This is a genomic window from Pseudomonas sp. HMWF006, from assembly GCF_003061205.1.
GTDB lineage: Bacteria > Pseudomonadota > Gammaproteobacteria > Pseudomonadales > Pseudomonadaceae > Aquipseudomonas > Aquipseudomonas monsensis.
The window spans coordinates 3221-16465 of sequence record NZ_QAIU01000570.1 but is presented as its reverse complement, the minus strand read 5'-3'; the positions used below and the strand labels follow the sequence as shown (position 1 = coordinate 16465).

General features: G+C 61.6%; 9 protein-coding genes and 1 pseudogene. 7 read left to right on the top strand and 3 right to left on the bottom strand.

The features are described 5' to 3' along the window. The 6 genes from DBR24_RS26160 to DBR24_RS26135 form a co-directional block, all read left to right on the top strand. Positions 1-708: FAD-linked oxidase C-terminal domain-containing protein (locus DBR24_RS26160; RefSeq protein ID WP_305889141.1), on the top strand; the 708-nt coding region annotated here is incomplete at its 5' end. 5 nt (positions 709-713) lie between these two features. Next, positions 714-2306: a glycerol-3-phosphate dehydrogenase/oxidase gene (locus DBR24_RS26155; protein WP_128616160.1), complete on the top strand. Its 1593-nt coding sequence runs from the start codon at positions 714-716 to the stop codon at positions 2304-2306. 20 nt (positions 2307-2326) lie between these two features. Further along, complete coding sequence (locus DBR24_RS26150) at positions 2327-3895, top strand: FGGY-family carbohydrate kinase (RefSeq protein ID WP_128616159.1); 1569 nt, start codon at positions 2327-2329, stop codon at positions 3893-3895. Between the two features lie 162 nt (positions 3896-4057). After that, entirely contained in the window at positions 4058-5347 is a 1290-nt protein-coding gene (locus DBR24_RS26145; protein ID WP_128616158.1) for a phospholipase, read from the top strand. Positions 5348-5394: 47 nt separating this feature from the next. Then, a complete protein-coding gene (locus tag DBR24_RS26140) occupies positions 5395-7353 on the top strand; it encodes a DUF1302 domain-containing protein (protein WP_128616157.1) in 1959 nt (652 codons plus the stop codon). A gap of 130 nt (positions 7354-7483) precedes the next feature. Further along, entirely contained in the window at positions 7484-8857 is a 1374-nt protein-coding gene (locus DBR24_RS26135; RefSeq protein ID WP_128616156.1) for a DUF1329 domain-containing protein, read from the top strand. Positions 8858-9040: 183 nt separating this feature from the next. Here DBR24_RS26135 and DBR24_RS34955 read toward each other — a convergent pair whose 3' ends face one another. Next, complete coding sequence (locus tag DBR24_RS34955; protein WP_371921359.1) at positions 9041-9778, bottom strand: methyl-accepting chemotaxis protein; 738 nt, start codon at positions 9776-9778, stop codon at positions 9041-9043. A gap of 144 nt (positions 9779-9922) precedes the next feature. After that, positions 9923-10849, bottom strand: a pseudogene (locus DBR24_RS34950) (methyl-accepting chemotaxis protein); the annotation flags it as partial. Between the two features lie 386 nt (positions 10850-11235). Between DBR24_RS34950 and DBR24_RS26125 the strand changes: the two are divergent. Then, positions 11236-11907, top strand: a complete 672-nt coding sequence (locus tag DBR24_RS26125; RefSeq protein ID WP_128616154.1) for a histidine phosphatase family protein — start codon at positions 11236-11238, stop codon at positions 11905-11907. A gap of 203 nt (positions 11908-12110) precedes the next feature. On the opposite strand, the gene DBR24_RS26120 is transcribed toward DBR24_RS26125, so the two are convergent. Then, the coding region (locus DBR24_RS26120; protein ID WP_256591848.1) for a glycosyltransferase family 39 protein at positions 12111-13245 on the bottom strand (1135 nt) is incomplete at its 5' end.

Sequence of the window (13245 nt, the reverse complement as noted above, 5' to 3'; positions counted from 1 at the left end):
ATGCTGCGTCTGTCCAACGCCGTGGAAACCGAAACCCAACTGGCGCTGGCCGGGCATCCACAGCAAATCGCCTGGCTGGAGAAGTACCTGAACCTGCGCGGCGCCGGTGAGGGCAAGTGCCTGCTGACCTTCGGCGTGACCGGCAATCGTCGGCAGAACGCGCTGTCATTGACCCAGGCCCGGCAGCATCTGAAAGCCTTTGGCGGGGTGTTCACCGGCACCCTGCTCGGCAAGAAGTGGGCGCAGAACCGTTTCCGTTTTCCCTACCTGCGCGAGAACTTGTGGAACGCCGGTTACGTGGTCGACACCCTGGAAACGGCCACCGACTGGAGCAACGTCGACCACTTGCTCAACCTGATCGAAAACAGCCTGCGTGATGCCCTGGCAGCGGAGGGCGAGCGGGTGCATGTGTTCACCCACTTGTCCCACGTCTACGGCGAAGGTTCGAGCATCTACACCACCTATGTGTTTCGCCCGGCGGCGGATTACCCGGCGACGCTGGCGCGCTGGCAGGCACTCAAACACGCGGCCAGCCAGACCATCGTCGACAACCACGGCACCATCAGTCACCAGCATGGTGTCGGCAAGGATCATGCACCGTACCTGCTGCGCGAAAAAGGCGCGCTGGCGCTGGACACCTTGCAGGCGCTGAGCAAGCACTTCGATCCGGCCGGGCGCCTCAATCCCGGCACGTTGTTGCCGGAGTGACGACCATGAATCAGGACTGGAACGCCGCGTGGCGCCAGCAGATTCTGCCGACGCTGGCAGCCGAAACCTGGGATCTGATCGTCATCGGCGGCGGCATCAGCGGTGCCGGAATCCTGCGCGAAGCGGCGCGGCGTGGCTGGCGTTGCCTGCTGCTGGAACAACGGGATTTCGCCTGGGGCACGTCCAGCCGATCATCGAAAATGGTCCACGGTGGTTTGCGTTACATCGCCAAGGGCCAGTGGCGCCTGACCCGCGATTCGGTGCGTGAACGTCAGCGCTTGCTCGACGAGGCGCCGGGGCTGGTGGAGCCGATGAGTTTCATGATGCCGCACTATCGCGGCGGCTTTCCCGGGCCGCGTGTGCTCGGTGGCTTGCTGTCGGTTTACGACGCGTTGGCCGGACGGCGCAGCCATCGTTTTCATGACGCGCAGCAATTGCGTTTTTTGGCGCCGGGGGTGAAGGAAAACAAGCTGATTGGCGGCACCTGTTTCGTCGATGCGCTGACCGATGATGCGCGGCTGGTGATGCGCGTATTGAGCGAGGCGCGGGCCGATGGTGCGGTGGTGCTCAACGGTGTGCGCGTCGAACAGTTGCTGCGCGAAGACGGGCGGGTGTACGGAGTTCAGGTCGAAGATTGCGAGGCAGGTGGGCCGCTGCAATTACGCTGCGGCGTGTTGGCGGTGGCTACGGGGGCGTGGGCGGAGCGCTTGCGTTTGCCCGAGTCACCGCGACAACTGCGGCCACTGCGTGGCAGTCATCTGCTGCTGCCGGGCTGGCGTTTGCCGGTGGCGCAGGCGTTCACCTTTCTGCATGAGCGAGACCGTCGGCCAGTCTTTGTTTTCCCTTGGGAGGGCGCGACGGTGGTCGGCACCACCGATCTTGATCATCGCGAGGATCTGGACCAGAGCGCGAGCATCAGCGCCGAAGAACTCGACTATCTGCTGGCGGCCTGCACGCAACAGTTTCCCGCTGCCGAAGTCTCGGCCACCGATGTGCTGTCAACCTGGTCGGGCGTGCGCCCGGTGGTAGGCAGCGCAAGTGCGCATCAAGGCAAGCCGTCGAATGAAACCCGTGAACATGTGCTGTGGCAGGAGCCCGGTTGCGTGACCCTGGCCGGTGGCAAACTGACGACGTTTCGCCCGCAAGCCATTGAAGTGCTCAAGGCTTGCGCAGACATGCTCGGCCGTCATTTTGAAGATGATGCCGCAGCGGTGTTCGCCGCCGTACCAGCCCTGAGCATTCCCGGACTCAGCCCTCAACAGTGGCGACGCCTGGCCGGACGCCACGGCCGTGACCTGCCGAGGCTGGCGCAGCTGATCGCCGAGTCGGGCCCCGAAACGGTCGGCAACACCGACACCTTGTGGGCAGAGCTGGCCTTCGCCTGCGAGGCGGAAATGGTTCTGCACCTCGATGATCTATTGCTGCGCCGCACCCGACTGGGCTTGTTGCTGGCGCGCGGTGGCGAAGCGTATTTCCCTGCCATTCGCCAGCTCTGCCAGCCACGTCTGGGCTGGGACGATGCACACTGGCAGCAAGAGCAGCAGCGTTACCGGGTGTTGTGGCAACGCCATCACGGTTTGCCGGAGGCCACGCCTTGATGCCCCTTGAAGAGAGCGCCATGGATAACCATTCGAACAAGCGTTACCTGTTGGCGATCGACAACGGCACCCAGAGCGTGCGCGCATTGCTCTTCGATCTGCAGGGCAATCTGCTCGGCAAAGGCAAGGTCCAATTACAGGCGTATTACTCGACGCAACCGGGTTGGGCCGAGCAGGACCCGGAATATTACTGGGCGAAACTCGGCGAGGCCTGCCAGCAGGTGTGGGCGCAAACCGGGATTGATCGTTCGCAGATCGCCGGTGTTTCGCTAACCACTCAGCGCGGCACGGTGATCAACGTCGATGCCGCGGGCAAACCGCTGCGCCCGGCGATTCTGTGGCTCGATCAGCGCCAGAGCGAAGTCGAGGGCGGGATCAAGGGGCCGTGGGGCTGGCTGTTCAAACTGGTCGGCGCGCAGGCTACAGTGGATTATTTTCGCGCCCAGGCCGAGGCCAACTGGATCGCCAGGCATCAACCGGAAATCTGGGCGGCGACCGACAAGTTTTTGCTGCTCTCGGGGTTTCTCACCCATCGTCTGTGTGGGCGCTTCGTTGACTCTGTCGGCTGTTGCGTCGGCTACCTGCCGTTCGATTTCAAACGCCTGAAATGGGCCGCGCCCAGCGACTGGAAATGGCAGGCGCTGGCGGTGCGTCCCGAGCAGTTGCCGACCTTGCACAAACCTGGGGAAATCCTCGGCCACATCAGTGCTGAAGCCAGCCGCCACACCGGGATTCCCGAGGGCTTGCCGCTGATTGCCGCCGGTGCCGACAAGGCCTGTGAGGTGGTCGGTTCCGGCGTGGTCGATGCCGATACGGTGTGCCTGTCCTATGGCACCACGGCGACGATCACCAGCACCCGCGCGCGCTACCGGGAAATCGTCCCGTTGATTCCGCCGTACCCCTCGGCGGTGCCGGATCAGTACAACTGCGAGGTGATGATTTATCGCGGTTACTGGATGGTCAGTTGGTTCAAGAACGAGTTCGGCCTGCGCGAGATGCAGCAGGCGCAAGCGCAGGGCATCGAGCCGGAGCAGTTGTTCGATGCACTGGTCAACGCGGTGCCGCCGGGGTCGATGGGGCTGATGCTGCAACCCTACTGGTCACCGGGTATTCGCGAGCCCGGCGTGGAGGCCAAAGGCGCGATGATCGGTTTCGGCGATGTGCACACCCGTGCGCACATTTACCGGGCGATTCTGGAAGGGCTGGCGTATGCGTTGCGCCAGGGCATGGAAAAAATCGAGCAGCGTTCGAAGGTCTCGATCAAGCGCTTGCGGGTAGCCGGTGGCGGCTCGCAGAGCGACGCGGCGATGCAGCTGACGGCAAATATTTTCGGCCTGCCGGCGGAGCGTCCGCATGTGTACGAAGCGTCCGGGCTGGGCGCGGCGATCTGTTGTGCGGTGGGGTTGGGGTTGTATGCGGACTTTCCGAGTGCGATCGCGGCGATGACGCGGGTTGGCGCGGTATTCACGCCGCAACCCGAGGCGCAGCAGGTCTATGAGCGTTTGTACAAAGAGGTGTACCTGCGCATGTATCGCCAGCTCAAACCGTTGTATCAGAGCATCCGCACAATCACCGGTTACCCGGCCTGAAGAAGCACCGCCAATTCCCTTGCAGGCTCACTCCTACAGGGAGGCATGGCGATTCTCATGTGGCGCTATCGGAGACTTTTTCTGGTGAGATTGGACAGTGTCAGCGCCGGGGGCGGTTGTTAGGCTCAACCCCCACAGCACTTCCAATAAGAATTAAAAGCAATGAAGCTGACATTTCTCCTGTTGCTGCTTTGTGCAATGGCCCCGACGGCGTGGGGCTGGTCGAACCACACGGTGGGCAGCTATCTGGCGTTGCAGGAATTGCCGGCGCTGCGTGATGCGCCACCGGTGGAGGTCGAGCCGCTGGAGCGCTTTCTCGCCGAGCAATATCCGGCCGTGGTTGCGCTGCTGGAGCAACAGGAAAGTTTCGCCCGTGAACACTTCACCCAGTACCCGCCGCGCCCCGACAATCTGAAGCTGCCCGCCGTGCCGGGTGACAATCTGCGCCACGACTTTCTCACTGCGTTGCGGCTCAATCCGCGGATTCATCTGGCGATGGTCATTCAACCATTGCCGGGTCAAGACATACCCGAGCGCGAACATCTCAGTGTCGATCAGGTGATGGTCGAGCAGACGCGTTCGCCATGGAATCGTCAGCGTTTCATTCGCGTGGTGGACGGCGAAAAAGTCGCGGCGCTGGCGGTACTGGCGAGCGCCGCCGATGAGCCGGATTACGGTCACGACATCAACCTGTTCAGCGACAACCCCGGCGCGGTTGCCGCGCTGTACGGCTTCGGCCCGCAGCCGTTTGGCGATGCGCGTTTCCAGTACAGCTCGCAGGCGCCATTCCACATGGGCTTCTTCCATGAAAGCGCGGTGGTGTATGCCGCGGCCGGATTTCTTCAGCGCAGCTGGCCGGACTGGCGCGCCTATCAGTACTTGGGGCTGGCGCGACTGGCGTTCGCCAGTGGCCATCCTTACTGGGGCTATCGGTTCCTTGGTTGGGGCGTGCACCACGTGCAGGACTTGACCCAGCCGTATCACGCCAAGCCATTGCCCGGGGTCGAACTGCCCAGTCTGTTGCTGCTGGAGGGCAAGGCGTTGGCCGGTTTTGCCGATGATAAAAAAGCCTCGATCGAGCGCGTCGCCACCCGCCACATGGAAGTCGAGAAGTACCAGTCGACCTGGCTGCGGCACCTGCTGCGCGCCGGTCAGCAGCATCCGATGCTCGCTGCCTACGCTGATGTGGCCCAAGACAAACAGTATCCGCCGTACTCGGTGGACTACTTGCGCGAAGTGGTCAGCGCCCAGTCGGTCGAGGACTCGGCAGCGTTCGATGAAGCCATCGGCCAGTGGCTGGAGACGGCCCCGTTGACCAGTGATTTCAGCAGCGGCAATCAGTTGCAGCGCGAGCGTTTCGAGCATCCGGCACTCAATCAGCAGCTGTTCAAACTGCTCGGCCATTTTGGCGCGCACAGCCGGATTTACGTCCGTGCGGGCCTGGCACCGTAGCCATCGCGGCCACGCAAAAAACAATAAGAACAAGGAGGGAGAAACCCATGATCAACACTCGATTGCGCCTGACCGGCGTGGCACTTCCCGGTGTCGGCCTGGCAGGGCTGCTGCAACTCTGTGCGGTAGATGCTGTGCAGGCTGCCGAGTTCAGCGTGCTGGACAATCAAGTCACCGGCTCGATCGACACGACCCTGTCCTATGGTCGTTTGTGGCGGGTGCAAGGGCGCGACAAGAACAACGATGACGTCAACACCAACGACGGCAATCGCAACTTCGATACCGGGCTGGTTTCCGAGGTGTACAAGATCACCTCCGAGCTTGAGGCCAACTATCAGAACTACGGTTTGTTCGTGCGCGGCACGGCGTTCTACGACACCCAGTTGATGGACAAGCGCAACGATTACTACCGCAACAACAACCCGTCGCAACCGAGCCAGAGCTACCCGCAGGACGACCGTTTCACCAGTCAGACCCGCGACATCGCCGGCAGCCGGATCGAGATGCTCGACGCCTATGTCCACGGCAGTTGGGACGTCGCGCAGATGCCGGTGACCGCGCGGGTCGGGCGCCAGGTGTTCAACTGGGGCGAGGGGATTTTCTATCGCGGCGGGATCAACACCACCAACCCGGTGGACGCTGCCAAGTACCGCTTGCCCGGCGCCGAAGTGAAGGAAGTGCTGGTACCGGTGGAGGCGCTGAGCTTCAACATCGGTCTGACCGACAGCCTGACCCTGGAGAGTTTCTACCAGACCAACTGGAAGGAAACCCGCATCGACCCGGTCGGCACCTTCTATTCGCAGACCGACCTGTTCGCCGATGGTGGCAACACCGGCTACAACAACTTCAGCGGCACCGCGCTCGACACACCGGTGCCGGGGTTTGGCAACGTCATCGGGCTTTACAGTGCCTTGGGCAGCAACCCGTTGCTGAGTCAGACCCTGCAAACCACCGGCCTGTACGCCAACGGCGTGACGCCGGCCTACGGCAATACGCTCAAGGTCGCGTCCATCGGCAAGGACTACAACGCGCGCAACGACGGTCAGTTCGGTTTCGCCTTTCGCTACATTGCCGAGCAACTCAATAGCACCGAGTTCGGTTTGTACCTGGTCAATTACCACGCCAAGGAACCGACCATCGCTGCGGATCTTGGCGGTTACAAGGGCATCGACATGAATGCCCTGACCAATCTGTTGGCGGGTGTTGCGGGCAGTCAGGCCGGCGCACTGGCCAACGGTTTGGCCACCGCGGATGTGATGGGCAATATCCAGGCGCATCGGCGCTATGCCGAAGACATCCGCATGTACGGGTTCAGCTTCAACACCACGTTGGGTGAGGCCTCGGTGTTCGGCGAGTTGGCCTATCGGCCCAACCTGCCTATCGGCGTCGCCGCGACCAACGATCTGATTGGCGACTTGGCCAACGGTGCGGCTGCGGCAGTGACCGGCAAAGCGATCAACGTCGGTGGGCAGATGGTCACCCTCGACAGCCAGATCAACAACGCCGAACGCGTGGAAGCGTTCAATACTTCGCTGGGCACTATCTACAACTTCGGCCCGACGGCGTCGTTCGACTCACTGTTCGGCATCTTCGAACTGGCCTCCGAGCACCTGCGCGGCAGCAGCCTGCAATACACCGCTTATGACGGCAGTCGTCGTTACTACGCCGGCACTGGTAACTATTCCTATGTGTCGGGCGGCGATCGTGACGATCAGGTCAATCGCGATTCCTACAGCTACACGGCCATGCTCAACGGCACCTGGAACGACGTGTACGCCGGGGTCAACGTCTCGCCTTACGTCGTCTACAAGGACGATTTCAAAGGCAACAGCTATCAGGCCGGCAACACCATCGACGGGCGCAAGGCCTACACCCTGGGAATCAAGGCCAACTACCAGAACAAGCTCGAAGCCGAGGTGCAATACACCAACTTCTGGGGCGGCGGGCAGAACAACGGGATTCGCGACCGCGACAACGTCGGGTTCAACCTCAAGTACTTCTTGTGAATTCCAACTCATCCCCCTGTGGCAGCGAGCTTGCTCGCGAAGAGGCCAGCAGATTCAACACAGATGTTGCCTGACACACCGTTTTCGCGAGCAAGCTCGCTCCCACAGGTTTTGTACTTTGGAGAAGATCATGTTTCACACTTCAAGAATGTCCCGGATCTCGTTGGCGCTTGTTCTGGGCCTGAGCGCCGGCAGTGCACTCGCCGCCATCACCCCGCAACAAGCCGAACAACTGAAAACCACCCTCACGCCCATGGGCGCCGAGCGTGCGGGCAACGCCGCCGGCACCATCCCGGCCTGGACCGGTGGCATCACCCAGGCGCCGGCCGGCTACAAACCGGGGCAGCATCACCCGGACCCATACGCCGCCGACAAACCGCTGTTTACCATCACCAAGGCCAATCTCGACCAGTACAAGGCCCACCTCAGCCCCGGGCAGATCGCGCTGTTCAACAGCTACCCCGACACGTTCCAGATGCCGGTCTATCCGTCGCGTCGTTCGGGTTCCGCGCCGCAGTGGCTGTATGACAACACCTTGAAGAACGCGACCTCGGCCAAGCTGCTGGAGGGCGGCAGTGGATTCGCCGATGCCTACGGCGGCGTGCCGTTCCCGGTGCCCAAGGACGGTATCGAAGTGCTGTGGAATCACATCACCCGTTATCGCGGGATCTACGTGGTGCGCCGCGCATCCGAGGCTCCGGTGCAGCGCAACGGCAGCTTTGCGTTGGTCACTTCGCAGCAGGAAGCGCTGTTCAACTTCTACCGTCCGGGCGGGCAGTACGCCGACCTGAAAAACATCCTGTTCTACTACCTCGCCTTCGTGAAAAGTCCGGCACGGCTGGCCGGCGGTGCAGCGCTGGTGCATGAGATGCTCGATCAGCTCAAGGACCCGCGCCAGGCCTGGGTCTACGACGCCGGCCAACGCCGCGTGCGCCGCGCGCCGAACCTGGCGTACGACACGCCGATCGCCTCATCCGATGGCCTGCGCACCGCCGACGACACCGACCTGTTCAACGGCTCGCCGGATCGCTACGACTGGAAGCTCAAGGGTAAGCAGGAAATCTACATCCCCTACAACAACTACAAGGTCGGCAGCCCGGACGTGAAGTACGCACAACTGCTCACCCCGGGCCACCTCAACCCGCAATTCACCCGCTATGAGCTGCACCGCGTATGGGTGGTCGAAGGCAACCTGAAACCGGGGGCGCGGCATATCTATTCCAGGCGCGTGCTGTTTCTTGACGAGGACAGCTGGGGTGCGGCGCTGGTCGATCAATACGATGGGCGAGGGGAGTTGTGGCGGGTGTCGATGGCCTACCTGAAAAACTTCTACGACCTGCCGACCACCTGGAGCGCATTGGACGTGTTCCACGACTTACAAGCCCGTCGTTACTACGTGCAGAACCTCGACAACGAAGAAGCCTCCACCGTGGACTTCTCGCAACCGGTGCCGGAAGACGCGTATTTCATGCCGTCGGCGTTGCGTCAGCGCGGCACTCGCTAACGGACTGGACTGGTGATCAAACGCAATCCCTGCTGCAGCTCCTAAACAAGGCGGGTTGTCTGTGACATTGGGGTGACGGGGCTGACGCAATCGCGGGCAAGCCCGCTCCCACAGTTTTTTGAGTCGTTCTCAATTGTGTGTTCGACTCGTTACCTGTGGGAGCTGGCTTGCCCGCGATTGGATTTACGCTTTGGCGCTGATTGAAGGGCAGACGCGGAAGTGGCTGACCATCTGCTGCAACTGGCCACCCAGGCGCGCCAGCTCAACGCTGGATGCTGCGGTTTCATCGCTGGCGGCGGCGGTTTGTTCCGACACGTCGCGCACGTTGATGATGCTGCGGCTGATCTCTTCGGCCACCGCGCTTTGCTGCTCGGCAGCCGCCGCGATCTGCTGGTTCATCGACTGGATGTTCGACACCGTGCGGGTGATGTTTTCCAGTGAGTCGCCAGCCTTGCGGGTCAGGGCCACGCTGCTGTCAGTCAGGGCGCGGCTGTTGTTCATCACGGCAGCGACTTGCTGGGTGCCGTTCTGCAGACCGGCGACCAGGCCTTCGATTTCTTCGGTGGATTTCTGCGTGCGCTGAGCCAGGCCACGGACTTCGTCGGCGACCACGGCAAACCCACGGCCGGCTTCACCGGCGCGGGCCGCTTCAATCGCAGCGTTGAGCGCCAGCAGGTTGGTCTGTTCGGCCACAGCCTTGATCACGTCCATGACGCTGCCGATCTTGTCGCTTTCCTGTTGCAGCACACTCATGGCTTCGGTGGAACGCACCACTTCGCTCGCCAGACGTTCGATCTGGGCGATGGCTTCATTCACCACTTTGTCGCCTTCACGGGCTTCACCATCAGCGGCGGCTGCGGCTTGCGAGGCTTCTTCGGCATTGCGCGCGACTTCCTGCACGGTGGCGGTCATCTCGTGCATGGCGGTGGCGACCTGATCGGTCTCGACCTTCTGGCTGTTCACACCGGCGCTGGTCTGCTCGGTCACGGCCGACAGCTCTTCGGCGGCGCTGGCGATCTGGGTGACGCCGTCGCGGATGCCGCTGATCAAGTCACGCAGGGTCACACCCATGCGCGCAATGCCTTGTTGCAGTACGCCGAGTTCGTCGCGGCGGGTGACCGTGACGTTCTGGGTCAGGTCGCCGCTGGCAATGCGCTCGACCACGGCCAGGGTTTCTTGCAGCGGACGGGTAATCTGACGAGTGATGATCACGGCGGCAATCACGCCGACCAACAGCGCCAGCAGGGTGCTGATCAGCTGGAAGGTACGGGCCTGAGCGCTTTCGATGTCACGACGGTCGAGTTGAATCTGATACAGCTGCTCGCTGGTGTTGACGATCGCGGCACCCTGGTCGGTCATTTCCTTGCGCGCCTGTACCGCTTCGCTGTTGGCGTTTTTGTACGCCTGCAACGCGCTGCGGTAGTTGAGCAGTGCGGTTTCCAGCTGACGCAGGGCGTCTTGCTGGCTGTCGGCGAAATGCGCGTTCAACTGCTTGAGGCTGGCGATAGCGACGTCGAGTTGGCCGACGGCTTTCTGTTCGGTTTCGGCGTTGGTGGTGGCGGTGTAGCCGCGCACTTCGTAACGGGCGAGGATGAACGCTTCCTTGGCGGTGGTGATTGCCTGGAACTGATCGAAACGCTGCTCACTCATGTCCATCTGCTGCACGCGCTTGCTGATCGTTTCGATCATGTTGTAAGCGGTCTCGGCATTGGTGCTCATCACGTCGCGCGCGCTGTTGCCGGTGCGGTAGGCGTTGCGCATCTTGTTCAGCGACGTCTGGTATTCGGCGATGGTCGCCGCCTGCTGCTTGAGCAGCTTGACGTTTTCCGGGCTCTTGAACTTGTTGATCAGTGCTTGCTGCTGGGCGGCAAAGCTTTCAAGGGTGGTCTGCACATTCTGTGCGGCGGTTTCGTCGCCGTTGGTCAGCATGTATTGCAGGCGCACCACGCGCAGTTTGGTCAGACCGGCATTGAGCTGGGTGATGTCGCTCATCCAGTTGCTGCGGTCAATAAGGCCGCCGAGGCTGGTCCATCCGGTCAGGGCCAGTACGCAGGTCAGGGCCAGGACCAGGCCGAAGCCCAGGCCCAATTTCATGTTCACGCTGATGTTGCCGAACCAGCTATTCATCACAATTCCTCCAGGAACGTTGTGCTTCTCGATCATCGGTCAGGCTGGAAGATTGTTGTTTTTTTGAGCCAGCAAGGGTGTAGCAGGACTGTATCGGCCGTAAATCCGAGAGCTGAAAGGATTTTGTCCCGGTGGATTTGTAACAACGGATCCCAAGACTTTTTTCACATGAGTTTCACTGCCTGCCCACGTGGCCATCGGTACCGTGCCGCATCGAATGACAAGTGATGCTGGCTGGCGAGGCGGTTTTTGTGGAATTGAGACTGAGTCTGTTTGGCGTCAAGCGCTCGATCAACCTGAGCGCCCTGGCGCGTTTTCGCAATACCTGGGTGGTGCTGGCGGCCTCGGTGCTGGTGATTCCGTTGACGTTGTGGCTGCTGGCCCCGGCGACGGTGCCGGACCTGGCCCACGGCAATGTCGCCGGGGCCAAGGCACTGGCGGCGGATTGGGCCAAGGGCGATGTGATTGTGCTGGTGCGCCATGTCGAGCGCTGCGATCACTCGAAAGCGCCCTGCCTGAGCGGCAATGACGGCATCACCGACCGCTCGCGCAGTGTCGCGGTGGCCGTGGGCGCACAGTTCGAGCACCTGGGCCTGAACAACGCCGAGATCTACAACAGCCCGTCGATGCGCACGGTGCAGACCGCCGGTTATATGTTTAACCGCGCTGCCAGTGGCGAAGAGTGGCTGATCGACTGCAAGGGGCGCATGTTGCAGGACGCGCTCGCGCATAAAATTCCGGGGCGCAACCTGATTCTGGTCACCCACAGCGAATGCATGGGGCAGCTTGAAAAAGACCTGGACGTCTCGGCCTCGAACCCGGGTTACGGCTCCTCGCTGTTCGTTTCCACCGCGAGTCCGGCGGGCCCCAAAATGCTCGGTTTTATTGAAGCTTCCGACTGGCGCACGGTAACCGCCCGATGACGTCTCGTTTCGACGTTTACAACTTCGGGGTGTTGCAGGTGAATCGGAAACCTCAGTACGCCTGCTGTTGATTGGTGGCGAGGGGATTTATCCCCGTTGGACTGCGCAGCAGGCCCTCTTTTAAATCAAGAGAAGGACCGCTGCGCGCGCCAACGGGGATAAATCCCCTCGCCACCATGGCTTGCCGCCACGCGGCAAAAGATTCAGTAGCCGACGAAGTAGTACGCCTGCCGCCCGACGATCAATGTCTTGAGCACTTTCAGCGGCGCAGCGGGCTCGCTGTCGCCCGCCATCACCGCGACGTGTGAAGGCGATGCACTCAGGTACTCGCGCAATTGCGCATCCGTATCCAGACCCTTGAGCACCTGTTGGGTGTAGAACACGCTGGCACCGCCCAGCCGTTCGTTGGCCTGAAACAATGCGACCTGATGCCCTTGCGCCTGCAGCGTCTGAATTTGTTCGGTCAGCGGCAGGAACGAGAGTTTTTTATCCGCGTTGGGCAGCGCCCATTGTGCGGCGCCAAGGTAACTGGCGATGATCACCGTCAGGACAGTCGCGCCCAATGCCTGACGATGACGGGCAATGCGGCCTGCAAAGCGGCTGGAAGATTCGTACGCTTTGAGTTTTTCGAACAGCACACCCACATATTCCGCAGCGATCACCGCTGCTGCCGGTGTCATCGACATCAGGTACACCGTGCGTTTACTCGACGCCAGCGTCAGCATGACGAACTGCGCGACGATCCACAGGCTGAAGAACAGCAGGTAACGGTGGGTCTTCAATTCTTTGCGGAAATGCCAGAGCCCCAGATACACCAGGATGTTCCACGGCAGAAAAGCTTCCGGCAGTTTGGCGAGGTAGTAATAAAACGGTTCGTAGTGCCCCGCCTCGACGAACGACCCGCTGAAGCGCCCGACGCTGTTGGTCAGCAACACTTCTTTAAGCGCTTGTGCGCCGCCGTGCTGATAGAGCACCGCCAGCCAGATCATCAACGGAATCAAACCGACCACGGTCAGCAGGCCCGGCCGCAGCCAGTCGCCGAGTTTCAGGCGTTTGTCCAACAGGTTGTCGGCCAGCAGATAAGCGAAAATCACCACCCCCGGCATGGCCAGGCCCAACACCCCTTTGCTCAAGGTGGCGATGGCGATCCCGACCACGAACAGCAACGAACTGCCTGGGGTCGACGCTTTTTGCGCCTGGAAAAACCCCAGCAATGCCGTGGTCACGCCGAGGGCCAGCAGCGCATCCTCGCCGACCCCGCGTACGTTGCTCCAGTAGCTGGCCATGGTGGCCAGCAGGATGCCGGCGGTCCATGCAACCGTTTTCGGTCGGCCAAAC